Source organism: Agrobacterium sp. K11 (assembly GCF_059429395.1).
In genome coordinates, this window is sequence record NZ_JCAHRB010000002.1 from 601,555 (window position 1) to 625,236 (window position 23,682).

The window sequence follows — 23,682 nt, forward strand, 5'->3', positions numbered from 1 at the left end:
AAAACCCATAGGTATTGCAGTCGGGGAGGAGCGGCATTTGCCTCTCCGTCAGGCGGCATCCAGAGAGAGGGTCAGGTCGGCGACCAGATCGTCGGGATGTTCGATGCCGATTGACAGCCGTATCGTGGAATCAAGCACACCAATGCGCTGGCGGACGTCGGCCGGAACACCCGAATGCGTCATCGTTGCAGGATGGGAGGCGAGAGATTCCGTACCGCCAAGGCTGACCGCGAGTTTGAATATCGTGAGAGCGTTGAGGAATTTGAAAGACGCTGCCTGCCCGCCCGCAATGTCAAACGAGAAGGTCGATCCCGCACCGGTGCATTGATGTGCAAACACCTTGCCCACCGGGGACGCCGGATCGTGAAACGGCAGATAATGGATTTTCTCGACCTTGGGATGCGCCTTCAGGAACTCGGCCACCACCTCGGCATTGCTGTTTGCCCGCTCCATGCGGATTTGTAGCGTCTCAAGCGAGCGCCCGAGCATCCAGCACGAATGCGGGTCGAGCTGGGTGCCGATCGCTCCGCGTAATGCCTTCACCTGCTTCATGACATCCTTGCGACCGAGCGCTGCTCCGGCAATGAGGTCGGAGTGCCCGCCAACGTATTTTGTCAGTGAATAGAGCGAGATATCGGCACCGTGCTCGATAGGCCGCTGGAACACCGGACCGAGGAGTGTGTTGTCGCACGCGATGATTGGCCTGTGCCCCTGCTTCTGGCCGATTACGTCGGCAACGCGGCTGATCATAGCGATATCGACAATACTGTTTGTCGGGTTGGCGGGGGTCTCGATGAGGATGACGGACACCCTGCCTTTCGCCATCGCAGCCTCTGCGGCGGATATCACCGAGGCCTCGCTGACACCATCGGCGAAACCCACCGCCGAAACGCCGAAATTGTGGAAGGTCTTTGCCAGCAGCGTCTCAGTGCCGCCGTACAAAGGCTGGGAATGGAGTACGGTGTCGCCGGGCCGGACGAAGGCGAAAAGCGTCGTCGAAATGGCGGACATGCCGGACGAGAAGAGCGCACAACTCTCGGTGCGTTCGTAAACGGCAAGGCGGTCCTCGACGATCTCGCTATTGGGATGGTTGAAACGCGAATAGACGAGGCCTGCACCTCTGCCTGCTGGCGGCTCCTTGCGGCCGGAGACATAGTCGAAGAAGTCGCGACCGTCTTCCGCCGACTTGAAGACGAAGGTCGAGGTCAGAAACACAGGCGGCTTCACCGCTCCTTCCGACAATTCCGGATCGTAGCCGTAATTGAGCATCTGGGTTTCAGGATGGAGAGCGTGGTTGCCGATATGGGTTTTAGACGGATGCGGTGCAGTCATTTGCGGAAGGTCCTCCTCAACAGACGTTGAACTGTCCGCAGCTTACATCCAATCAAGTCAAAATACCTTGCATTCTGAAGCGTGGATATGTCTGATGAAGCAATATATTGCGGAGAATTGTGCTTTATGTCGCAAAAAATTGCAGATCCGATCGACCGGCGGATAGTCAAGGAGCTGTCTGCCGACGCAAGGATCACCAACAACGAACTTGCCGAGCGAGTAGGCTTGTCGGCATCTGCATGTCTGCGGAGGCTGCGACGGCTGGAAGAGACGGGGGTGATCAAAGGTTATTCCGCGATCGTTGATCCGGCAATCGAGGGATGGACGATGACCGCGCTTGCATCCATCCGCCTCAGTCGCCAGCACGATGACGAAATCCAGATGTTCGAGGCGGCCGTTCTGGACTGGGACGAGGTTCTGGAATGTCACCTCGTCACGGGTTCGAGGGACTACATGCTCAAGGTCATGTGTGGTGGGCTCGAGGACTACGAGCGCTTCATCAAAGAGAAGATCGCTAAGCTGAAATGCGTCGACACCATCGAGACCAGCTTTGTCATGAACACGATCAAGGCGCGGCGCATCTAAGCTTTGCTAGAAGCTCCGCGCCCGGTGTGTTCAAGCTCCGAGAACCGGAGCTTGAACCGTTTGGGGGTGCGATCGGACGACTTACTCGGCCGTCGCCTGGATATCGACCTTGTCGAGAAGAAGCATCGGGTTTTCAGACGCTGCAACCAGATCAAAAAGACCAAGGCCATTTGGTCCAGTGGAGCGGGCGGTAACCGTAAGAGTACCTGGGTTGTTGATGAAGCGAAGCAACGCGTCCACCGCACTCTTGAGTTTGGGCTGTTCAGCTGCGATCTGCTGCAACCCCGCGCTTGCCACGAGTGTCAGAACACCGCGCACTTGATCCTCGGTCATGTCGTTTTGCAGAGCATACAGCTTGATAGCCTTGGCCATCATGCCTTCGTCCTTGATCGTCAGCTTTACCTCGCGACCCGCGAGCCCCAGGAGGGCGGCCTGGGTACGATTGGTATCGAAGGAGAAGAACTCCTCCGTGAACCCGCTCGCCAGACCGGAGAAATTGACGCTGCCAATATCCTTGCCGCGCATGGAGATTTCCCGGATCACCAGGTTCTTGTTCGGTTCATCCCAGCCGGCGGCAAGGGCATAAGACAGGGCGAGTGCCTCGAAACCCAGTTTGCGGGCTTCGACAAAAACTTCCTCGGTCGAATCTTCCGGGATCGGAAGAGAAAGGTCATCCTGCCTGATCACGATATCTGTGGGTATGCCGTTGAAGGGCTTTGTCAGACCCATCTCGAAATTCCTGAGCGTGAACTTGATGCGCTCAGGCACGCCCTCCGTCTTTTCACCAGTCTCGTCGTCTGTCTGTTCCGGGGCGGCGACGTCAACATTGATGCCTCCGACGCGGACGGTGCCCAGTTCCGGTATCAGGTGATTAAACGGGAAAGTCTCGATCTGCTTGTCGTCAAGCCCGACGATTTTGGAGAGACTCTCGATTGTGGAACTCCAGTCAAAGCCCTTGAGGCTTGCCTCGGCGACTTCGATCGTGTCGACGCCATTTCCGATCGACATGCCATTCAGGCCGAAGTCGAGCTTACGGCTGTCCATCTGCATATCGATACGATCAATGCCGACCTTGACCCTTTTGCCGGCAGCCCCTTCGCTTTCATCAGGCGCGTCGGCTTTGAACCCGAGCAACTGCATGTTGCTCTTGCCAATCATATCGAGAATGGACAGGGCCTTGGCGAAAATTGCCTGGCGTTCCTGAGGTGAAAGCTCGTCGGTATTTTTGGTCGCCGAAAGCGCGCTCATCGTTTCCAGAAGCGGCTCGGCCGGCATGCGGGCGCTGAAGCCGTCGCTGCGTATTTCATCGTAGGTGAAATGACCGTCTCCGTCCGAGAACGAGATTTTGCTGACGGAGAGCGGGCCATAGAGAAGCTTTGCGTCCTTATCTTCGGGACCCGCTTTTTCCGTATAGAGCCTTGCGAGGTAAGCGGCATCGAAGTCCTGTCCGGCTACGGCGCCGGTCGATACGACCAAGTGCTTCTTTTTCATCGCGCCAGTGCTGTCCGGTAGATCCATCTGGATGTCGTAGCTGGCATTGTCGATGGAATATCGGGCGACCCGGCCTTTGGCGATGTCCGAAAAGGCTACGTTCTTATAAACAGTCTTCTGCTCGGTGGTGGCGATAGACTGCGTGAATGTCATCTCAGGCGTGGAAATACGCTCTGCTGCAAAACGCTCTATGCGCTTAGGCAGAGAGTTGGCATTTCCGTCTCCGGATACTTCAGCCGCATCCGGTTTTGTGAACGCGGCATTCTCGACACGCGCATGCGCCATCGAGATCTTGCCGGTTGGCACATCAACATTAATGTCGTTCAGCTCCAGTGCGCCATCCAGGAAAGGAAATTTTGGACGTCCATCGATAGCTGCAATCCGGATGTTCTTGCCATCGGCAAGCGGCAAGGCCAGTTCGCGAATATGAATCTGCCCGAGGAAATCAACCTCAACGGAACGGGCAGTTGCGCCAGTGCGGGCAACGAGTTCGCTGACCTTTGCTTCGTAGAAGGCCTTACCCCCGATGACGCCTACAGCAGCAACAGCAATAATCGCAACCGCCGCCCATAAAGCTTTGGTCCGGCCCTTACCGGTTTGGGTATTTACCTGTTCCACGAAATTGGTCCTCTCCGACGCGATTTGAAACTGCACGCCTTTTAAGCACGCGAAAGTTGCTCCGCAAGTGGGCGCTAGCGGGACAGTTGGAGAACTTGTCCCGAAACGCAAAACGCCGGGTCCGTTCCTGACCAAATATCAAACGGGACAGCCTGGCATTTTGCAGATCATAAAGGTCAAGAATGCTGGACAGCGCCAACGCGGTGCCGGTTCGACCGTCTCAGCTACCGCCACTCACTGGACAATATAGTAGACATAGTCCACCATATTGTTTCCGACGTATGAAGCGTCGGCCAAAGCGAACAAAGTTACAAAAAAACAAGGGGAACTTATGTCGCATCCAACCACGTCAGCCGACGTGGTGCTGTCCGTTCGCAATCTCACGGTGGATCTTCCGCCGGGAATGGAGCGCACCCACGCGGTCAAGAATATCTCTTTCGACCTCCACGCAGGTGAAATCCTGTGCATTATCGGTGAATCCGGGTCCGGCAAATCCGTCACTGCCAGCACGATCATGGGACTGTTGTCGCCCGTGATAAAAGTCAGCTCCGGCGAAATCCATTTCAAGGGAATGGACATACTTGCGGCCAGGGAAGATAAAATCCGGCCGCTGCGTGGTCAGGCGGTCTCAATCATTTTCCAGGATCCGCTCTCCGCGCTCAATCCGTTGATGACAATCGGGGATCAGATCGCCGAAGTGCTTGAAGCGCATGGCTATGGAACGCCTGAAACCCGCAAGACCAAGGTTCTGGATCTACTTGAAGAAGTCGGTCTTCCCGACCCGCCTCTGATGCGGCTGCAATATCCATTCCGTCTGTCTGGCGGACAACGCCAGCGGGTCATGATCGCCATGGCTCTGGCACTCGATCCGGATGTCCTGATTGCCGATGAGCCAACAACCGCTCTCGACGTTACCACCCAGGCGCAGATCCTTGAGCTCATCCGCAAGATACAGAAGCGCAAGAACATGAGCGTCATGTTCATCACCCATGATTTCGGCGTCGTTGCCGAAATTGCCGATCGCGTCGTGGTGATGGAGAAGGGATATCTTGTGGAGCAGGGAAGGGCGGACCAGGTTCTGGTCAATCCCGTCCACCCCTATACCCAGCGACTTGTGGCTGCGGTGCCACGGATGCGGAGCACTGAGCGTTCAGTCAGCGAAGATGCCCCCGTCGTTCTCAAGGTCGAAAATCTTGAGAAGGAATATCGCAGCTCCGGCTCGTTTTTCCGCAAGGCCCGTATCGTCAAGGCGGTCAATGGTGTCAGCTTCAAGCTTCACAAGGGCCAGACCCTTGGTATCGTTGGCGAAAGCGGGTCGGGCAAGTCCTCGCTCGGGCGTGTCCTGCTGAAATTGCTGGAGGCGGATGGCGGTTCAATATGCTTCGATGGCCGTGACATAGCAGCGATGGACGAAACGACGTTTCGATCGTTGCGACCCTATATCCAGATGATTTTTCAGGATCCTTTCGCGTCGCTTAATCCCCGCCATACGATCGGCAGGATCTTGACGGTCGGCCCCGTTGCCCACGGAATGGCTGTGCATGAGGCGAGAATTAAGGCTCTGGGAATTCTGAAGCTCGTGGGGCTGGATGAACAGGCCTATGACCGTTACCCGCACGAATTCTCCGGCGGCCAACGCCAGCGCATCGGCATTGCCCGTGCACTGATGTTTGATCCGGTCGTCCTTGTGGCCGACGAAGCCGTGTCTGCTCTCGACGTTTCCATACAGGCGCAGGTTCTGGAGCTTCTGGCGCGGGTGCAGGCTGAAATGAAGGTGGCGATGATCTTCATCACCCATGACTTGAGAGTCGCAAGCCAGATTTGCGACGATGTGCTTGTCATGCACAAGGGAACGGTTGTCGAACAGGGGCCGCCGACAAAAATCTTCCGGTCGCCGGCTCATCCCTATACCCGCAAACTCGTTGCTGCGATCCCCGGTGCGGACTGGGAACCTGCGGCAACTGCCGTCGGCACATAACATCGAAGTCTGACGAGCCGGACACCTCGTCAGACTTTGCATCGCGCGACATCAAAGACCGATTGCACCGCCGGATTATCGTGGATCCGGCGGCGCGAGAGGTTTTCCTTTTAAAGGTCTGATTTAAATAATAAAAATATGATTTCAGGAATAAAAAGTAGTTGCGTTTGTCTACTAATTATCCTTTCATTCAGTCACGAAACTGACATACGACATGGCCGAAAACCTGCACTGCGGCACGCCGGGAAAGCGTGTGCGCCAATGTCGATCTTTGACCATTCGAACGGAAACTCCATGTCCAAACCAACTGAAAACCCGCCGACATCGCCAACTGATATCAATCTCGACGTGCTTGAAGACACGCTGAGCTTTTACATCCGCACGATCAACCTTGCCGTATCGCGCGATCTCGATGCCCGGCTGGACGGGCTGGATGTGGCGAAGGGAACTGGAAAGATCACGACCCTGCTGCTCGTCGATGACTACCCGGGTATCCGTCCTTCAGTGATAGCTCATCTGACGATGCGGGACCGGTCTGCAATGGGCAGGATCATCGACCAGATGGTGTCGCACGATCTGATACGCCGGGAAGTGTCGCAGGAGGACAGCCGCGCCCAGGAGCTTTACATCACCGAAGCCGGAGCGGCACTTGCAACGAAAATCCGGGAGATCGTTCCGCAGCAATCGCGCGATTTCTTCAGCTTCATCCCGGAAGACGAGCAGAAGCAGGTTATCGACATTTTGCGTCGCGCCTACCGCCATATTGTGGGGCTAGCATGATGGAACGAACGACAAAACGCGTTGCTCTCATATCCGGTGCAAGCCGGGGTATAGGCGACCATATCGCTGCTACTCTTCTTGGCGAAGGCTGGTCGGTATCGCTTGGTATGCGCAGCCCGTCGCTGCCGCAATGGGCTGTGGGTCAAGAGGGACAGGTCCATCTTGCCCATTATGACGCAAATGATGCGAGTGCGGAGAAGCGCTGGGCCGATGAAGCGTATCAGCATTTCGGTCGTATCGATGCTGTCGTGGCCAATGCCGGCATCATGATACCGAAGACAGTGATCGAAGCGGATGACGAAGACATCGACGCCATGCTTGCGGTCAACGTCAAGGCACCGAGAAGGCTGGTTAAGGCCGCCTGGGAGGCGTTGAGCGAGAGCGGTCGTGGCCGGGTCATCATCCTCGCTTCCCTCTCCGGCAAGCGGGTGAAGTCCGCATCTGCCGGTAGCTATTCTCTCTCCAAATTTGCGGCGGTCGCGCTTGCGCATGCCATCCGACAGGCGGGCTTCGAAAGCGGCGTGCGCGCAACAGCCGTATGCCCCGGTTTCGTTGCGACCGATATGGCGACCGCCTTGTCCGAACGGTCGGCGGATCAAATGACCCAGCCCGCCGATCTTGCCCGCATCATTGCCATGCTGCTGTCCTTACCGAATGAGGCTTCCGTCGCCGAATTCGCCATCAATTGCCAGCTTGAGGAGTTTTTCTGACATGCCCGGTCCTTATGTCGTTCCCGTCCATGGCGATGCGGAATTGCCGAAAGAAGTCGATGTCGTCGTGATTGGCGGCGGCATTATCGGCACCTCCACCGCGCTCGAACTCGTCGATCAGGGGCTGCGTGTTGCACTTTGCGAAAAGGGCGGTATCGGCCACGAGCAGTCGAGCCGCAACTGGGGCTGGGTGCGCATTTCCCGCCGCGACCCACGCGAGGTGCCATTGATGGCAGAATCGCTGCGCATCTGGGCGGATCTCAATCGTCGTACAGGACGGGAGACCGGTTTCAAGCGTTCCGGCATCGTCTTTACATGCGCAAACGAAAAGGAATTTTCCGAGCACGAACGCTGGAACCGCAATCTGGAAGGCTACCAGATTGAAAGCCGCATGCTGAGTAGAGCGGAATTCAAGGCGAAATATCCCGGCTCCAACATGGATGTCGCCGGTGCGCTCTATACTGCCGGCGATTGCCGGGCCGAGCCGCAGCGCGCCGCGCCTGCCATCGCCGAAGCTGCCCGCGACCGCGGCGCGTTCATCCTGACCGAATGCGCCGTGCGTGGGCTGCAGCTTTCCGGCGGCAAGGTGTCTGGTGTCGTGACAGAGCGCGGTGAAATTGCCTGCAAGGCGGCGGTCATGGCGGGTGGCGCGTGGTCCAGCCTGTTTCTCGGCAACAACGGTCTCGATCTGCCGCAGCTCAAGGTCATGAATTCCGTGCTGCGCACAAAGCCGCTGGAAGGCGGTCCGGAAGAGGCAATCTGGTCGAACGGTTTTGCGATCCGCAAGCGCCTCGACGGCGGATATACGATCGCGAACGGCTTCCAGAACATCGTCGACATCGTGCCCGCATCTTTCCGTTATGCACTGAAATTCCTGCCGGCTCTGCGGCATGAGTGGCGCTCACTCGACCTGCGCCTGACTGGCCGCTTTTACGATGAATGGCGCATTCCGCGCCGCTGGGCGCTCGATGAGGCTTCGCCCTTCGAATATAATCGCGTGCTCGATCCCGTTCCGGCGATGGACATGACGGACGGCGCCTTTGCCAAGCTGAAGAAAGCCTTCCCGGTCTTCGAAAAGGCCGAAATTTCGCAGCGCTGGGCGGGCATGATCGATGTGACGCCTGACGCTATTCCGGTCATCGACAATATCGACGCCATTCCGGGCTTTCATGTTGCAACCGGCTTTTCCGGCCATGGCTTCGGCATCGGCCCGGCGGCTGGAAAACTCATGGCTGATATCGTCACAGGCCGCAATCCGATTGTCGATCGTCGCGATTTCCGTTTCAGCCGCTTCAGCGACGGTTCGAAGATCGAACTGGTCAGCGGCTTTTGAAATGAGAAGCCCGGCGGTCAGGTGCCGCCGATCCTTTTGACGCATGAGGCAGGCAACTGCTGATGGGAGTAGTACCGCCCAAAGAGGCGGAAGCAAAAATAATCGTCGTGTTCAACCATCGGATCAAGGGGAACTAAAAAATGTCCGACCAGAACAAGCCGCTTATCAATACCACCCGCCGCCAGGCACTCTGCCTTTTCGCGCTCGGCGCATCCGGCGTCGTCCTTTCCGGTCTTCCGGGTTTTTCCCGCGCCATGGCGCAGGACAAGGCCGCCAAAGGCCAGCTCACGGTCGGCTTCTCGCAGGAGCCTACCGTGTTCAATCCACATATGCCACATATTGAGGTAGATGAAGGCATCCATTTCAGCATCTTCGACCCGCTGTTTTATGTCGACGAGAAAGGTGCCTTCGTGGCAGCTCTCGCCGCCGAAGTGCCGACGGTCGAAAACGGCGGCATTTCCGCCGATGGTCTCAACTGGAAGGTCAAGCTGCGTGACGACGTCAAATGGCACGACGGCAAGCCGTTCACCGCTGAAGACGTGAAGTTCACGCTTGAACTCCTGGTCGATCCCAACTTCCGTTCATGGCGCAAGACCGGGCACGAATTCGTACGGGATTTGACCGTGGTTTCGCCAACGGAAATCACCTGGAAGATGGAAAAGCCATTCGCGCCCTATCCCTCGATCCTTGCTTCCACATTTATTACGCCGAAGCACCTCCTAGGTGCGGAAGCTGACCGCAATACCGCCGCCTATAACAACGCGCCGGTCGGAACGGGCGCATTCAAATGGAAAGAGCGGGTTGCGGGTGACTACATTCTGCTCGACGCCAATACCGAGTATTTTGGTGATGGCCCGCATATAGAGCGTCTGGTCTACAAATACGTACCCGACCTGAATGTGATGTACACCCAGTTCAAGACCGGCGACATAGACGTGGTGGGCCTGCAATGGATCACACCCGACCATTATGACGAGGCCAAGGATCTCGCCGGCAAGGTGGTCAACGTCGTGCCGGGCTCGACGATTGAATCCCTCTCGTTCAACATGGAACGTCCACAGTTCAAGGAGCTGGCGGTAAGAGAGGCGCTTTATGCGGCGATCGACAAACAATCGATCATCGAGGCACTTTATTACGGTTTGCCCACACCCACCGAAAGCTACGTTCCGCAGCAGTCTTTCTATTACAATCCAGATCTTCCCAAGCATGAATATTCCATCGAGAAAGCTAAAAAGCTGCTCGACGATGCGGGCTGGGCGCCCGGGGCGGACGGCATACGCGCCAAGGATGGCGTGAAGCTCGCCTTCACCTGCTCCACGACAGCGGGCAACCACATCCGCGAACAGGTTCAGCAATACATGCAGCAATCCTTCAAGGATATCGGCGTGGAGATGACCATTTCGAACCTGCCGCCAGCTGTCATGTGGGGTGACTACTGGATGCTGTCGAAGTTCGATTCGGTTATCGTCGGGCTCGACTTCCTAACCGGCCCGGATCCCGATACCTCCGACTTCTTCCGCTCAACGTCGAGTGCTGCAAAAGGCGGCTCGGGCCAGAATACCTGGCAGTTCGTCAACAAGGACGTCGATGATCTTCTGGCCAAGGGCGGCAGTCTCTTCGTGCCGGAGGAGCGCAAGGCCGTCTACCTGAAGATCCAGGAGATCATGCGCAAGGAACTGCCGCTGTTGCCGCTGTTCCAGTACGCAACGGTGCGTGGTCACAAGCAGGGCGTCGAAAACGTGAAGCCAAACGTCAATAACCGTATCGATACCTGGAACGTTGCGACCTGGCGTCTGGCGTAAAGCCTGCCGCAGACAGGGCTTTATGCCCGATCCATGTGAAGTGCCGGCTTTGAAGCAGCCGGCACTCTGACGGCTATTCGTGGATGGTGCTAGCCAGTTCCACGATGCGACCTGGAGTCTCATCATGCTGACCTTTCTTCTCCATCGGATATGGCAGAGCCTCGTACTTCTGCTGCTTGTCTCGATCATCGGTTTTGCCATCCTCAACCTCGCGCCTGGCGGGCCATTGTCGCAATTTGCCCTGACGCCCGGCATGACGCGGGAGGCGCTTGATCGCATCGCCCATCAGATGGGTCTCGATCGACCCTTGCCGGTGCAATATCTCGAATGGGCCTGGCGCCTGCTGCAAGGCGATTGGGGGAAATCCTATCGCGACCAACGTCCGGTTCTCGATATCATCTCCGGGCATTTGTTTGCGACCCTGCTGTTGATGGTCTCATCAACCGTCGTATCCATCCTTGTCGGCACCTGGATCGGTATCAAGGGGGCGACCAAACGTTACACGCTGTTCGATTACACCGCCACGGTCGGGGCCATGGTCGCGCTTTCAATTCCCACCTTCTGGTTCGGGCTGGTGGCCATCTATGTTTTCGCGCTCAGGCTGAAATGGCTACCGGCGGGCAACATGTATACGATCGGCGATCAGTCTTTTTATGACTATGCAATTCACCTGATCATGCCGAGCCTGGTACTTGCCCTCGTCAACATCGCCGTCTGGAGCCGCTACATGCGGACTGCGACGCTTGACGTCATCAATCAGGATTTTGTCCGCACTGCCCGCGCCAAGGGGCTGACCCCGCGCCGGGTTCTGATGAAACACGTCGTCGGCAATGCACTTCTGCCAATGATTACCCTTGCCGGTCTGCAGCTTCCGACGATTCTCGGCGGCGCGCTTGTCACGGAGACGGTCTTTACCTGGCCCGGCATGGGCCGCCTGTTCCTCGATAGCCTTGGTTATCACGACTACCCCGTCGTGATGGGGCTTCTGATGTTTTCCGCAATCCTCGTGCTCATCGGAAGTCTGCTCGCTGACCTCATGGTTGCTCTCGTCGATCCCCGCATCCGGCTCGGATAGGGCCGGATCGACGAAACGCCGCACTCAATCGAAGGAAAGACCATGTCCGCTGCAACCCTCCATCCCTCACAGGCCGCACCGCGGTTCCACTGGTGGCAGAACCGCACGCTGCGCCGTTTCGCCCGCCACAAGCTTGCTGTGCTCGGCCTCATCATGATCACCGTCATGATTTTCGCCTGCGTGGTTGGGCCCTATCTCTTGCCTTACGACGAATTGTTCATAGATCTGCGCGCCCGTTTTGCCCCGCCGATGACCGGTTACCATATTTTCGGCACCGATCCGCTCGGACGCGACATAGCCGCGCGCCTTTTCAATGCCGGACGCATTTCACTGCTGGTCGGGTTTTTCGCCATGGTGCTGTCGACACTGATCGGCACCATCATCGGTGTCGTTGCCGGTTATTATGGCGGGCGCATCGGCGCGATACTGATGCGTTTCGTCGATGCCTTTCTGTCTTTCCCGAGTATTTTCCTGCTTCTCGCTCTGGCTGCTTTCGTCAAGCCGAGCCCGTTCATGATCACGGTTATCATTGCCGTCACGAGCTGGATGGAAATTGCCCGTCTGGTTGAAGCGGAAGTGCGGTCTCTGCGCGAACGCGACTTCGTCATGGCAGCCCGTATGCTGGGCCTGCCCAATGGCTGGATCATGTTCCGGGAACTGCTGCCGAATGCTGTCGGCCCCATCATCGTTGCCGCGACCCTGACGGTTGCGCGTGCCATCCTTCTGGAAGCCTATATCAGCTTTCTCGGTTATGGCATTCAGCCGCCGCTGCCGAGCTGGGGCAATATGCTGAACGGAGCCCAGCAATATCTCGACAAGGCGCCCTGGCTCGCCATCGTGCCGGGCGTCGCCATCACGCTTGCCGTCACCAGCTTCAATTTCATCGGTGATGGGCTTCGTGATGCGCTCGATGCGCGCAGCGACCTGAACTGAAGGTGTCGGTAGATGGTTTCGTTCTCACCCTTTGACGTGACACTGTGGTATGCGACCGCAGCTTCAGCACCGCATACGGAGCCTCTTTCGGGTCGCGTGCAGGCCGATGTCTGCATCGTCGGCGCGGGTTATACCGGTCTGACGACCGCATTGGAGCTGGCGAAAACCGGCATCAATGTCGTGCTTCTGGAGCGGCAGGAAATCGGCTTCGGCGGTTCGGGCCGTAATGCCGGACATTGCACCCCGACCTTTACCCATTATAGCCTGCCCGAGCTGCGCAGGATGCTGGGTGAGCCCTGGGCGGAACGGCTGATCGAACGGCAGACGCGGGCGAATGACCGCGTATCGAGCATGATCCGCGACTATCAGATCGACTGCGAATGGGTACAGAACGGTTATGTGATGGGCGCACCGCATAAGGGCGCCATGGATGAGATCAGGCGCAAGGTCGAGACCTATAATGCTGTGGGCGCGAAAACCCGGCTGCTCGACCGTGACGAGGTGGAAGCGGTCACCGGCAGTCCGCGTTTCGACGGCGGCTGGCTGCACGAAGAGGCAGGTCACCTCAATCCGCTCGGTTACGCCCGCGGTCTCGGCCGTGCTGTCATCCAGGAGCGCGGAAAGATATTTACCGGCTCGGCGGTGACGGGTTGCGAACGCGACATAACCGGAGGCTGGAAGGTCAAGACCGATCGCGGAGAAGTGGTCGCGTCGAAAGTGATCTTTACCACTGGCGCCTATACGGTTGGCGGCTGGCCCAAGCTGGATCGGACGTTCAAGATTCAACGCGTGTTCGTTGCTGCCACGCAAATTTTGTCCGAAGAGACACGCCGGACCGTCCTGCCGCAGAACACGACCATTCATGATGGTCGCGGCGATATCTACGTCTACAAATACAATGCCGAAGGCCGGATCGTCGCATCGATGTTTCCCATGGGACGCCGCGGCCGCGACATGGCCTATACGAGACAGGTCATGAGCGAACGGCTCAAATGGCTGCATCCAAAGCTCCGGGAAGAGATCCGCTGGGAGTATTTCTGGTTCGGCGAACTCGATATGCAATATCGCACCGTACCGCGGTTTTATGGTCTCGCGCCGGGCGTTGTGGCTTTGACCGGTCTTTCGGGCCGTGGTGTGCCGACCGGCTCGATGCTCGGTTCCATTCTTTCGGAATGGGCGCTTGGTAAGCCGGAGAACGAGCTTGCCCTGAAGCTGGAACCACTGAAGGCAGCTCCCTTCTTTATGGGTTTCGCACCCGCAATGGCGCTGCGTTACTACCGGCTGCGCGACAACATATCCACGAAACTAGCTGGGGCGGAACTGCCGCCCCATGCCTGAACCGGCGCGGCCCCAAGGTCCGTGCCAACATTGACAAAGCAAGGAGAATTCCCGTGACCATGCCGATTTTCAATATTTCCGATGACGTGGATCTTGTTCCGGCCATGCCCGCCGAAGGCCGTGAAGGCGGTTCGTATCGTCGCCAGATATGGCAGGACCAGGTCGAAAATGGCACAATCGTCGCAGTCTGGAAGGCCGAGCCCGGCATCTACAACTATCCGGGTCGTGACCTCGAGGAAACTTTTGTCGTCGTTGAGGGTGAGGCTATGTATTCGCAGGCCGAAGCCGAACCTGTGAAGATCGGTCCCGGATCGATTATCAGCATCGCCAAGGGCGTGCCAAGCCGCCTCGAAATCCTGTCGCCGTTCCGTAAGCTCGCAACTGTCATCCCGAAGCCGTGAGGTTTGGGGGAGGGGTGCCTGCAGACCTAAGGCAGGCTGTGTCCTGTATGCGGGGCACGAGGATTTAGGTCTCGCCGATCTGTCTTTCGTCACAGCAATCCGGTGCAACGCTGATGGCCCGACAATCAAAGATTTGAAGAAACAGGGCTCCGAGGAGACGCAGAGCCCTGTTTGCGTTCAATGGTTTGGGAAGCAGCTGGTGCAAAACAGGCCACTCATTTGAAACATCCTTGTGACCGTCATCCCTTTTCCCAGCCCCAGCCGGTGCGAAAAAGCGGTGCCAGGGCCAGGGCGTTGATCCCTTGCTTATGGGGGCGTGCATCGGACATACTTACACTCGAACCACAAAGGGCCAAGGGCAAGACGAGCCAGCGACGTTAGTGCCGGCTCGCGGAGCCATGCGGGAAGATTTTACCTCATGAATACGCGATTTCTCGAAACTTTCCTCTGGGCTGCACGACTGAACAGCTTTTCGGCGGCCGCGGAACGGTTGAATACCACCCAGGCGTCGGTGTCCAACCGAATTGCCGCCCTCGAAAGGGAGCTTGGCGTCGTGCTTTTCACGCGCGATGTGCGCTGCGTCAACTTGACACCTGCTGGTCGTCTGGCGCTGCAGCATGCCGAAAAGATCGTCAATCTGACCGGTGAGTTCCGACAGATCGTGAGTAGCCGGGAGGCGCTGAGAGGCACCGTGCGCATCGGTGCTGCCGACACGATCGTCTATGCCTGGTTGCCGCTGCTCATTCGCCGCATGAACGAACGTTACCCCGGCGTCAGTCTGGATCTGACCATCGACACCAGCCTGAAACTATCCCAGCGCATTCAAAACGGTGAGGTGGATGTCGGTTTCATCATGGGGCCGATCATGGCTGCAAATATCTACAACTCACCGCTCTGTACGTTCGAGTCCTGTTGGGTTGGCGCGGTCGAATTGCCGCTGCCGGAAACGGGCGTCACACTCGAAGATATCGCGCATTTTCCGTTACTTACCTTCTCGACAGGCTCGCAGCCACATCAGGCGTTGCGCGCGTTGCTCGATTCTCACGGGTTGTCCGACAGCCGCATCTATAATTCCAATTCGCTGTCGATCATGACCCGCCTTGTGGCCGCGGCCGTTGGGGTGGGCGCTTTGCCGCGTGTGCTGGTGGACGGCATCATCAAATCCGGTGAGGCGCGTATTCTCGACATTAGTCCGTCAGTACCGCCCCTCACATTTCACACCGTTTATCAGGAGCGTGGCGACAACGCGATTGCCCGGGCCATTGCCGATATGGCGACGGAAATCGTCAGTGAAACCACCACGCAATGGATGACGGCTGCCGCCTAAATTTTGCGCTGCAGCGCAAAATGATTAATCTATAAGCTTACCTTATGGGTTTCGATAGAGTTTTTCCGTTTGTAATGAAAACAGTTCCCGTTCTTAATTCTCCTCGCAACATGAGAGGAGAGCAACGTGAAAGTCTCACTTGTTCAAATGAATACCCAGAATGACAAGGCAGAAAACCTTAAGGTTGCTGCCGATCTTATTGAGAAGGCAGTCAAGGCGGATAATCCTGACCTTGTTGTTCTTCCAGAATACTTCGCATTTCTTGGAGATAATCCCCAGGAGATGCATGAGAGCGGGGAGGAATTCCCTGACGGCGAGATTTACACGCTGCTCTCGGGGCTGGCCAAGAAGCACGCGATCACGCTGCATGCCGGCTCCATCGTCGAGAAGGAAGGCAATCGCTTTTATAATTCGACGCTCGTTTTCGGGCCGGATGGCAAACAGATCGCGCGTTACCGCAAGATGCACCTGTTCGACGTCGATACGCCGAACGGCATCAGCTACCGCGAATCCGACTCCGTTGCCCGTGGCGAAGAAGTGGTGACCTACAAGGTTGGCGACAAGACGATCGGTTGTGGCATCTGCTACGATATTCGCTTCCCTGAACTGTTTCGCGCCCTGCGGGACAAAGGTGCAGACGTCATCGTTCTGCCAGCGGCCTTCACCCTGATGACAGGCAAGGACCATTGGGAAGTTCTGGCGCGCGCCCGTGCCGTCGAAACCCAGACCTACTTTCTGGCCGTCGGCCAGATCGGCACCCATGCGGGTGGCAAGAAGGCATGCTGGGGGCATTCCATGGTCATCGATCCGTGGGGCCACATCGTCGCCCAATGCTCCGACAGCGTTGGAACGGCCGGTGCCGTCCTTGACTTCGACTATTCGGCCAAGGTGCGCGCCAACGTACCGGTGGCGAACCACCACGTTCTCTGATCGGAGAAAGACTCAATGTTTATCGCCAACCCCATGCCCGAACAGATCGGTGCCGACATCATCGAGCTTCTTGAGAAGGTCGAAGTCGCAACGATCGGTCACGTGCTTCACTCCGGCTTCGTCGATCCTGAAATCCGCGCCGTCCTTCCTGGCAAACGTGTGGCAGGCACTGCCGTCACGCTGCGCATCCCCAATGCGGATTCGACCATGCTCCACTATCTGTCGCAGTTCGTGCGTCCCGGGGATATCGTCCTCATCGACCGTTGCGGCGATACCCGTCACGCCTGCTGGGGCGGTGTCATCACCAACACCATGAAGATGGCCGGCGTTAAGGCCGGTGTCGTTGATGGCCCGGCGACCGACTTCTCGGAGTTCGCCAAGGTCGACATGCCGATGTGGTGCCGTGGTCCTTCGCCCATCACCACCAAGATCCTCGGCCTCGAAGGCGCGATCAACGTTCCGATCAGCGTCGGCGGCCAGGTGATCAATCCGGGCGATGCGATCCTGTGCGATGAAAGCGGTGTTGTCGCTCTTCATCCAAGCCAGGCTAGAGCCATGGCTGAACGCGCCATCGGCATGCAGGAAGCCGAACTCGTGCTTCTGCAGCGCCTGCGCAACGGTGAGAAATTGCCGGACATTTCTGGCGCCAACAAGCTCGTTCAGGCCAAGCTGAGCGCCTGACATCGTCTTATGGGTGGCGGATCAGTCCGCCACTCCAAATAACAATAGAGGAGAACAGGACAATGAAGAAAACAATACTTCTGAGTGGGATTCTCATGCTCGGCGCGGCCGCTCTTCCGGCGCACGCCCAGCAGACCGTGACGTTCCTCGGCTATAGCGGCCTTTTCCAGGAGCGTTACACCAAGGCCGTCATCGAACCTTTCATGGCGGCTAACCCTGATATCAAGATCGAATATTTCCCGCAGCAGGGCTCTGCTGCAATGCTCGGCTCGCTGCGCGCCCAGAAGGCTGCGCCGCAGTCCGATATCGCTCTGATGGATGTCTCTGTCGCCAAAACAGGTACGGACGAAGGTCTGTTTGACAAGATCGACGAAAGCGTAACCAAGAATGTCGCCGACCTCTATCCTAATGCCCGCTTCGAAGGCGTGGCCGGGGTTGGCGTAACGTTCGACAATCTCGTGCTCATCTACAATACCGATGCCATCAAGACGGCTCCCGACAGCTGGAACGCTCTGAAGGATAGCGCCCTCAAGGGTAAAGTCGCCATGCTGAGCGCCCCCGATATCGTCGGTATCGGTACCACCATCATCATGGACCATATGAATGGCGGCACTGATTTCATCAAGAACATCGATGCCGGCATCAATGCGATGGCTGAAGTTGCTCCGAATGTGCAGACCTGGGAGCCGAAGCCGGAAGTCTATCCGAACGTTGTCAACGGCCAGGTTTCGCTGGGCGTGGGCTGGAACGCCCGTAGCCAGGTGAATGCTGACGGTTCCAAAGGCAAGATGAAGGTGGTTCTTCCGAAGGAAGGCACGATCCTCCAGATCAACACGCTCAACCTCGTCAAGGGTGGTCCGTCATCCGAGGCTGCGCGCAAGTTCGTTGATTATGCGCTGAGCCCGGAAGCCCAGGCTGCCTTTACCGCCGCCATGTATTATGCGCCGACCAATTCCAAGTCCTCTGTCTCTGCCGATGTGAGTGAGCGCACGGTCGTCAAGGCGATGGACAAGGTCATCCCGGTGGATTGGATTGGTCTCTCGAAGGTCCGTGACCAGATTACGCAGGACTGGCGCCGCAAGGTCATTCCCCTCAGCCGTTGAGACTTCTGCGCAGAGCGCAAAAAAATGAAAGGACTTCCGCGGCTCCCATGGCAGTCGCGGAAGCAGCATACCAAAACCCTCGGATCATCTCCTCTGTCGGCGCTGGGGCGGAAGAGGTGGGAGCCAACGCGGACATGCATGCCGAGCGGCCCCCAAGGCCTGCATCGGGGGGGCACCGCGAAACGGCGCAGCGAATTTTCGCCGCGCTTGCGTAGATCAAGGGCCAAGGCATTTCCGATTCCCTGCGGGTCGGAGATGCTCTGGAGAAAGGCAAGAAGCCAGAATGGGAACTTCAGATACCATGCAGCCAGGATTCCTCTCGATTCTTTCACTGACCAAGCGCTACGAGACAATCGTCGCCGTGGATAATCTCAATCTCGAGATTCCCAAGGGCGAACTGGTTGCCTTCCTTGGTCCTTCCGGCTGCGGCAAGTCGACGTCGTTGCGCATGATTGCAGGCCTCTCTCCTGTCTCCTCGGGGTCTATCCTGATCGACGGCAAGGACGTGACGAAACTTGCGCCTTATAAGCGTGACATTGGCCTCGTTTTCCAGAGCTACGCGCTCTTCCCCCACATGACGGTCCTCAAGAATGTCATGTTCGGTCTTGAAATGCGCAAAGTGCCTGCTGCCGAGGCGGAACGCCGTGCCCGTGAGGCCATTGCCATGGTGCGTCTGGAAGGGCGCGAGGACCGTCGCCCTGCCCAGCTTTCCGGAGGCCAGCAGCAGCGCGTCGCACTGGCGCGCGCCCTCGTCATCCAGCCGTCCATTCTCTTGTTTGACGAACCTCTTTCCAATCTCGACGCAAAGCTGCGCGACGAGATGCGCGCCGAGATTCGCCGTATCCAGAAACAGCTTGGCATCACTTCCATCTTCGTCACGCATGATCAGGTTGAGGCGCTCAGCATGTGCGACAAGGTCGCTGTGCTCAATGGCGGGCACCTGGAACAGCTTGGCACGCCGCACGATCTCTATGAGCGCCCAGCTACGGCATTCGTCGCCTCCTTCGTCGGTCGCACCAACAGGCTGGTTGGCAACGCCGCCGGTGACCGCATCACGGTTGGCGATGCGGTGCTGCGGGCGCCCGGCGCGCACAGCGGTAAGATCGACCTGATGGTACGGCCGCATCGCATGGCCATGACCGTCGCTGGCGACGCCGTCCCCGATTTCGACGGAGCGCCCGTCAATCGCATCGCCGGCGAAGTCCGCGATGTCTATTATGCCGGCGACATTCTCCACTACGAGATCGCTGCTGGCGGGCAGACCCTGTCCGTGGAGCGCGCGACCTCCGGCGGTGAAACGCCGGTCGCAGCAGGCAGCGCGGTCAGTCTCGTCTGGCGCGTGGAGGACACTCTGGTCTTCGGAGCAAACCGATGACGGCGGCGGTCATGATCACGGCTCCTGGTGGCCGTACCTCTTCCATCGTGTTTCTCGCAACCCTTCTTCTTGGACCCATCATTGCGGTTAACGGTCTGGCCTTTGTGTTGCCCGTCTTCAACCTGCTGCTGCTTTCCTTCCGCGAAAGCCTCGGCGGCGGCGGTCTCGGGGAAGCCCATACGCTCGACAACTGGTCGTCGACACTGACCGACGGTTTTTATATCGAGCTGATTGGTCAGAGCATTCTGACCAGCCTTATGATCACCGTTCTCACGCTGCTCGCCTCCTATCCCATCGCCCTCTACCTTCACCGGGCGCAGGGTCGCTGGAAAACGCTTTTGCTGGTGCTGGTCATTTCGCCGCTGCTCACCTCGGCGGTGGTGCGCACTTATGGCTGGATCGCAATCCTGGCGGATGACGGCCTCATCAACAACATCCTCTTCGCACTGGGTGCGCAAGACGGGGTGCGTCTGCTGTTCAACAAGATCGGCGTCGTCATCGGGCTTACCGAAATCCTGATGCCCTATATGATCCTGGCGCTCCTCGCCGGCTTCGGCAGGCTTGATCCTCGCGTCGAGGAAGCTGCTGAAACGCTCGGCGCATCGCCTTGGAAAGTGTTCTGGCGGATCATCGTGCCGCTCACCATGCCCGGCGTGGCCCTGGGTTGCCTGCTCTCATTCGTGCTGGCCGTCAGTTCGTTCATCACTCCCAAGCTGCTCGGCGGTGGCCGCGTCTTCCTTCTGGCAACGGAAATCTATGATCAGGCCATCGTGACGCTCAACTGGCCACTCGCCGCTACGCTTTCGATGATCATCCTCGTGATTTTCGGTGCCGCCCTGGTGCTCTATTCCCGGCTTCTGCGGGCCATTCTGTAAAGGAGATCGAAGATGGAAGAACGTCCCGCTCCGCTGGCGCTGAAAATTGTCGCCTTCATCATGTTCCTTTTCCTCCTTGCGCCCGTGGTGCTCGTCGTGCCGATCTCGTTTTCGGCCGACAGCTACATGACCTTCCCGCCCTCCGGCTGGAGCCTGCGCTGGTATGTGGATCTCATGCATAATTCCAAGATGATCGGCGCCCTGGGCACCAGCACGCTCCTTGCGGTCATCGTTACCGTTCTGTCCATGCTGATTGCGCTGCCCGCCTCCTATGCCATCGTGCGGATGCGGGTGATTGGCGCGGATACATTGCTCGCCTTCTTCACCGCGCCGCTTCTTCTGCCGACCATCGTTCTTGGCCTTGCGATCCTGATCGTCTTTGCCGGTGCGGGCCTGCTCGGCACATTCACGGGTCTGGTGATCGCGCATCTAATCATCGTGTTGCCCTATGCGCTGCGTGTACTCACCACGTCGCTTGCGGGCCTGCCGCTGATCTACGAGGAGGCCGCCTCCACGCTCGGGGCGTCACCTCTTACCGTCTTTCGCCGCGTCACCATGCCGATGATCGCGCCTGGCATCGTTGCAACGGCAGCGCTTTCCTTTCTCGTCTCGTTCGATGAAGCCGTGATTTCGCTGTTCCTCACCGGTCCGCGCATCACGACGCTTCCCGTTGCCATGTATCAGCATGTCGAAACCCAGGCTGATCCGCTTGTTGCCGCCATCTCCGTTCTTCTGATCGTGCTCACGCTTGCCGTCGTCCTGATCGTGGACCGTACGGTGGGCCTGACGAAGACTTTCGTGAAGTAAGGGGCCGGAAAAATGGCTTATCGACACATCGCAGCCGGCACGACCTATCGTTTCGACGATCTGAAAACCCTGATGGCAAAGGCGACGCCGGAAAGGTCCGGTGACCAATTGGCCGGGATCGCGGCGGAAGGGCCGGTGGAGAGACTGGCGGCGCAGATGGCGCTGGCCGATCTGCCGCTTTCCACCTTTGTTGCACAGGAATTGATCGCCTCGGACGAGGACGAGATTTCGGCCCTGATCGCGCGCCAGCACGACGCACTGGCCTTCGCGCCGGTGTCTTCTCTGACGGTTGGCGAATTTCGCGAGTGGCTGCTCAATTCCAAGGTCGGGCACGCGGAACTTGAGGCGGTAAGTTGGGGTTTGACACCGGAAATGGTGGCGGCAGTCTCCAAGATCATGCGTCTGCAGGATCTCGTGACGGTATCGGCCAAACGGGAGGTCGTGACCCGTTTTCGCAACACGATTGGTCTTTCCGGCCGCCTGTCCACCCGCAACCAGCCAAATCATCCGACTGACAGTTCCCGTGGCATCGCCATCTCGGCCATTGACGGGTTGCTGCTGGGGAGCGGCGATGCGGTGATCGGTGTTAACCCGGCCACCAGCGCTGTGACGGACTATATCCGCGTCGTGCAGTTGCTTGACGATCTGCGGCAATGGCTGGACATCCCAACCCAGACCTGCTGCCTTGGCCATGTGACGACGGCTATCAGGGCGATGGAGCGCGCTGCACCCGTCGATCTGGTTTTCCAGTCGATTGCGGGTTCCCAGAAGGCCAATGCGGGCTTCGGCATTGATCTTGCCGTTCTGCGAGAGGCTCATGAGGCTGGTCAGTCGCTGAAGCGCGGAACTATCGGCAGCGACCTCATGTATTTCGAGACGGGGCAGGGGGCTGCCCTGTCGGCCGATGCGCATTTTGGTGTCGATCAGCAAACGATGGAGGCGCGTGCCTATGCCGTGGCGCGCGAATTCTCGCCGCTTCTGGTGAATACCGTCGTCGGCTTCATCGGTCCGGAATATCTCTATAATGGCAAGCAGATCATTCGCGCCGGGCTTGAAGATCATTTCTGCGGAAAGCTGCTTGGCCTGCCGATGGGTGTCGACGTCTGCTACACCAACCACGCCGATGCCGACCAGGAAGACATGGACGTGCTGCTGACCATGCTGTGCGCCGCTGATGTGAACTTCGTCATTACCGTGCCAGGCTCGGACGACGTCATGCTGAACTACCAGACGCTTTCCCATCACGATTCAATCTATGCCCGCGAAACGCTGAAGCGTCGGCCTGCGCCGGAGTTTGAGGAGTGGCTGGTGAATATGGGCGTGACGGATGCCGCCGGCCATATGATCGAGAACCCTGCGCTGATGAACCGCGGGCTTCGCGAACTTGATTTTCTTGGAAGGGACGCCGCCTGATGCGTGACCGCCGGCCCTCCCTCATCTCCAGCCCGCCGGAACGTCTCAAGGCCCTGCGTGTGGCAACCGATGCACGCGTGGCGCTCGGCCGCACGGGTGCAAGCCCGCCCACGCGCGCGGTACAGACATTTCTGTTGGATCATGCGCAGGCGCGCCAGGCAGTGTGGCGTCCGCTGGACATTGAAAAAATGGAGCGTGCCTTGCGCGCTTCGGGTGCGGATGTCGTGCATGTCGCAAGCCGCGCGCAGGACCGTGCGGATTACCTGCGCCGACCCGATCTCGGCCGTGCTCTTTCAGACGAAGGCCGTCTGGCGCTCGACGGGCAGGCCAAGGGAGCCGATGTCGCATTGGTAATCGCCGACGGGCTTTCCGCAACGGCTGTGGAGATGAATGCAGTGCCGGTGGCAACGGCGTTGCTTAACTCACTCGCAAGCAACGGATTGACGGTTGCGCCGATCACACTTGCCACGCAGGCGCGGGTTGCGCTGGCGGATGATGTGGGAGCCGTGCTCGGCGCAAAGGTGGCGGTGATCCTGATTGGCGAGCGGCCGGGCCTTTCGGCAGCCGACAGTCTTGGCGCCTATGTCACCTTCAGGCCGGAGACCGGGCTGCCGGACTCCCGACGCAACTGCATTTCCAATATTCGTGATGGTGGCGTTCCGCCCGTCGAAGCGGCGGGGAAGATCATGACCCTGATCAGCGCCATGTGCCAGCAGGAGACAAGTGGCGTGACGCTGGTTGAATTCGAAAAGCCGCTGACGGCTTTGTCCGACTAGAAACAAAGCAGATCTCATT

The 23,682-nt window shown here is 58.2% G+C and carries 21 protein-coding genes; 19 read left to right on the top strand and 2 right to left on the bottom strand.

Annotated elements, in window-relative coordinates; genetic code table 11:
• Positions 1–48 precede the first annotated feature (48 nt).
• Positions 49–1,332, bottom strand: a complete 1,284-nt coding sequence (locus AC5SEO_RS04410; RefSeq protein WP_495363748.1) for a cystathionine gamma-synthase family protein — start codon at positions 1,330–1,332, stop codon at positions 49–51.
• A 126-nt stretch (positions 1,333–1,458) separates the two neighbouring features.
• On the opposite strand from AC5SEO_RS04410, the gene AC5SEO_RS04415 reads away from it, so the two are divergent.
• Positions 1,459–1,917 (top strand): Lrp/AsnC family transcriptional regulator, encoded by a 459-nt coding sequence (locus tag AC5SEO_RS04415; RefSeq protein ID WP_013761333.1) that lies wholly within the window; start codon positions 1,459–1,461, stop codon positions 1,915–1,917.
• An 81-nt stretch (positions 1,918–1,998) separates the two neighbouring features.
• Here the strand turns inward: AC5SEO_RS04415 and AC5SEO_RS04420 are convergent, their stop codons facing one another.
• On the bottom strand, positions 1,999–4,026 hold the full coding sequence (locus tag AC5SEO_RS04420) for an aq_1923 C-terminal domain (RefSeq protein WP_495363749.1): 2,028 nt from the start codon (positions 4,024–4,026) through the stop codon (positions 1,999–2,001).
• Between the two features lie 331 nt (positions 4,027–4,357).
• On the opposite strand from AC5SEO_RS04420, the gene AC5SEO_RS04425 reads away from it, so the two are divergent.
• From AC5SEO_RS04425 to eutC, 18 genes are all read left to right on the top strand, one after another.
• Complete coding sequence (locus AC5SEO_RS04425; RefSeq protein ID WP_019566405.1) at positions 4,358–6,004, top strand: ABC transporter ATP-binding protein; 1,647 nt, start codon at positions 4,358–4,360, stop codon at positions 6,002–6,004.
• A gap of 294 nt (positions 6,005–6,298) precedes the next feature.
• Positions 6,299–6,784, top strand: a complete 486-nt coding sequence (locus AC5SEO_RS04430; protein WP_026330963.1) for a MarR family winged helix-turn-helix transcriptional regulator — start codon at positions 6,299–6,301, stop codon at positions 6,782–6,784.
• Positions 6,784–7,494, top strand: coding sequence for an SDR family NAD(P)-dependent oxidoreductase (locus AC5SEO_RS04435; RefSeq protein WP_495363790.1), 711 nt, complete (start codon positions 6,784–6,786; stop codon positions 7,492–7,494). Before AC5SEO_RS04430 ends, AC5SEO_RS04435 begins: the two co-directional genes overlap by 1 nt.
• A 1-nt stretch (position 7,495) precedes the next feature.
• On the top strand, positions 7,496–8,827 hold the full coding sequence (locus tag AC5SEO_RS04440) for an NAD(P)/FAD-dependent oxidoreductase (protein WP_495363750.1): 1,332 nt from the start codon (positions 7,496–7,498) through the stop codon (positions 8,825–8,827).
• Between the two features lie 140 nt (positions 8,828–8,967).
• On the top strand, positions 8,968–10,629 hold the full coding sequence (locus AC5SEO_RS04445; protein ID WP_495363751.1) for a peptide ABC transporter substrate-binding protein: 1,662 nt from the start codon (positions 8,968–8,970) through the stop codon (positions 10,627–10,629).
• Between the two features lie 124 nt (positions 10,630–10,753).
• Complete coding sequence (locus AC5SEO_RS04450) at positions 10,754–11,704, top strand: ABC transporter permease (RefSeq protein WP_013761327.1); 951 nt, start codon at positions 10,754–10,756, stop codon at positions 11,702–11,704.
• 42 nt (positions 11,705–11,746) lie between these two features.
• The gene (locus tag AC5SEO_RS04455; protein ID WP_003517690.1) at positions 11,747–12,637 is read left to right on the top strand and encodes an ABC transporter permease; all 891 of its coding nucleotides are present in this window, start codon (positions 11,747–11,749) and stop codon (positions 12,635–12,637) included.
• 12 nt (positions 12,638–12,649) lie between these two features.
• Positions 12,650–13,975: an NAD(P)/FAD-dependent oxidoreductase gene (locus tag AC5SEO_RS04460; protein ID WP_035199276.1), complete on the top strand. Its 1,326-nt coding sequence runs from the start codon at positions 12,650–12,652 to the stop codon at positions 13,973–13,975.
• A 59-nt stretch (positions 13,976–14,034) separates the two neighbouring features.
• Positions 14,035–14,376, top strand: coding sequence for a cupin domain-containing protein (locus tag AC5SEO_RS04465; protein ID WP_236761863.1), 342 nt, complete (start codon positions 14,035–14,037; stop codon positions 14,374–14,376).
• Between the two features lie 418 nt (positions 14,377–14,794).
• Positions 14,795–15,703 (top strand): LysR family transcriptional regulator, encoded by a 909-nt coding sequence (locus tag AC5SEO_RS04470; RefSeq protein WP_003517687.1) that lies wholly within the window; start codon positions 14,795–14,797, stop codon positions 15,701–15,703.
• 147 nt (positions 15,704–15,850) lie between these two features.
• Entirely contained in the window at positions 15,851–16,633 is a 783-nt protein-coding gene (locus AC5SEO_RS04475; protein WP_236771338.1) for a carbon-nitrogen hydrolase family protein, read from the top strand.
• A gap of 15 nt (positions 16,634–16,648) precedes the next feature.
• The gene (locus tag AC5SEO_RS04480; protein WP_003517685.1) at positions 16,649–17,314 is read left to right on the top strand and encodes an RraA family protein; all 666 of its coding nucleotides are present in this window, start codon (positions 16,649–16,651) and stop codon (positions 17,312–17,314) included.
• A 62-nt stretch (positions 17,315–17,376) separates the two neighbouring features.
• Entirely contained in the window at positions 17,377–18,417 is a 1,041-nt protein-coding gene (locus AC5SEO_RS04485; protein ID WP_003517684.1) for an ABC transporter substrate-binding protein, read from the top strand.
• Between the two features lie 301 nt (positions 18,418–18,718).
• Positions 18,719–19,792 carry an ABC transporter ATP-binding protein gene (locus AC5SEO_RS04490; protein ID WP_495363791.1) on the top strand — a complete coding sequence of 358 codons (1,074 nt, stop codon included), beginning with the start codon at positions 18,719–18,721 and terminating at the stop codon, positions 19,790–19,792.
• The gene (locus AC5SEO_RS04495; RefSeq protein WP_019566396.1) at positions 19,789–20,667 is read left to right on the top strand and encodes an ABC transporter permease; all 879 of its coding nucleotides are present in this window, start codon (positions 19,789–19,791) and stop codon (positions 20,665–20,667) included. Before AC5SEO_RS04490 ends, AC5SEO_RS04495 begins: the two co-directional genes overlap by 4 nt.
• A 12-nt stretch (positions 20,668–20,679) precedes the next feature.
• Positions 20,680–21,474 carry an ABC transporter permease gene (locus AC5SEO_RS04500; protein ID WP_013761321.1) on the top strand — a complete coding sequence of 265 codons (795 nt, stop codon included), beginning with the start codon at positions 20,680–20,682 and terminating at the stop codon, positions 21,472–21,474.
• 12 nt (positions 21,475–21,486) lie between these two features.
• The gene (locus tag AC5SEO_RS04505; RefSeq protein ID WP_495363752.1) at positions 21,487–22,887 is read left to right on the top strand and encodes an ethanolamine ammonia-lyase subunit EutB; all 1,401 of its coding nucleotides are present in this window, start codon (positions 21,487–21,489) and stop codon (positions 22,885–22,887) included.
• Complete coding sequence (gene eutC, locus AC5SEO_RS04510; protein ID WP_174011844.1) at positions 22,887–23,663, top strand: ethanolamine ammonia-lyase subunit EutC; 777 nt, start codon at positions 22,887–22,889, stop codon at positions 23,661–23,663. Before AC5SEO_RS04505 ends, eutC begins: the two co-directional genes overlap by 1 nt.
• Positions 23,664–23,682 lie beyond the last annotated feature (19 nt).

What these genes read in the sequence shown, in the direction of transcription:
- AC5SEO_RS04410 (WP_495363748.1), bottom strand. Translation starts at nt 1,332, where the DNA reads ATGACTGCACCGCATCCGTCTAAAACCCATATCGGCAACCACGCTCTC.
- AC5SEO_RS04415 (WP_013761333.1), top strand. Translation starts at nt 1,459, where the DNA reads ATGTCGCAAAAAATTGCAGATCCGATCGACCGGCGGATAGTCAAGGAG.
- AC5SEO_RS04425 (WP_019566405.1), top strand. Translation starts at nt 4,358, where the DNA reads ATGTCGCATCCAACCACGTCAGCCGACGTGGTGCTGTCCGTTCGCAAT.
- AC5SEO_RS04430 (WP_026330963.1), top strand. Translation starts at nt 6,299, where the DNA reads ATGTCCAAACCAACTGAAAACCCGCCGACATCGCCAACTGATATCAAT.
- AC5SEO_RS04435 (WP_495363790.1), top strand. Translation starts at nt 6,784, where the DNA reads ATGGAACGAACGACAAAACGCGTTGCTCTCATATCCGGTGCAAGCCGG.
- AC5SEO_RS04440 (WP_495363750.1), top strand. Translation starts at nt 7,496, where the DNA reads ATGCCCGGTCCTTATGTCGTTCCCGTCCATGGCGATGCGGAATTGCCG.
- AC5SEO_RS04445 (WP_495363751.1), top strand. Translation starts at nt 8,968, where the DNA reads ATGTCCGACCAGAACAAGCCGCTTATCAATACCACCCGCCGCCAGGCA.
- AC5SEO_RS04450 (WP_013761327.1), top strand. Translation starts at nt 10,754, where the DNA reads ATGCTGACCTTTCTTCTCCATCGGATATGGCAGAGCCTCGTACTTCTG.
- AC5SEO_RS04455 (WP_003517690.1), top strand. Translation starts at nt 11,747, where the DNA reads ATGTCCGCTGCAACCCTCCATCCCTCACAGGCCGCACCGCGGTTCCAC.
- AC5SEO_RS04460 (WP_035199276.1), top strand. Translation starts at nt 12,650, where the DNA reads ATGGTTTCGTTCTCACCCTTTGACGTGACACTGTGGTATGCGACCGCA.
- AC5SEO_RS04465 (WP_236761863.1), top strand. Translation starts at nt 14,035, where the DNA reads ATGCCGATTTTCAATATTTCCGATGACGTGGATCTTGTTCCGGCCATG.
- AC5SEO_RS04470 (WP_003517687.1), top strand. Translation starts at nt 14,795, where the DNA reads ATGAATACGCGATTTCTCGAAACTTTCCTCTGGGCTGCACGACTGAAC.
- AC5SEO_RS04475 (WP_236771338.1), top strand. Translation starts at nt 15,851, where the DNA reads ATGAATACCCAGAATGACAAGGCAGAAAACCTTAAGGTTGCTGCCGAT.
- AC5SEO_RS04480 (WP_003517685.1), top strand. Translation starts at nt 16,649, where the DNA reads ATGTTTATCGCCAACCCCATGCCCGAACAGATCGGTGCCGACATCATC.
- AC5SEO_RS04485 (WP_003517684.1), top strand. Translation starts at nt 17,377, where the DNA reads ATGAAGAAAACAATACTTCTGAGTGGGATTCTCATGCTCGGCGCGGCC.
- AC5SEO_RS04490 (WP_495363791.1), top strand. Translation starts at nt 18,719, where the DNA reads ATGCAGCCAGGATTCCTCTCGATTCTTTCACTGACCAAGCGCTACGAG.
- AC5SEO_RS04495 (WP_019566396.1), top strand. Translation starts at nt 19,789, where the DNA reads ATGACGGCGGCGGTCATGATCACGGCTCCTGGTGGCCGTACCTCTTCC.
- AC5SEO_RS04500 (WP_013761321.1), top strand. Translation starts at nt 20,680, where the DNA reads ATGGAAGAACGTCCCGCTCCGCTGGCGCTGAAAATTGTCGCCTTCATC.
- AC5SEO_RS04505 (WP_495363752.1), top strand. Translation starts at nt 21,487, where the DNA reads ATGGCTTATCGACACATCGCAGCCGGCACGACCTATCGTTTCGACGAT.
- eutC (WP_174011844.1), top strand. Translation starts at nt 22,887, where the DNA reads ATGCGTGACCGCCGGCCCTCCCTCATCTCCAGCCCGCCGGAACGTCTC.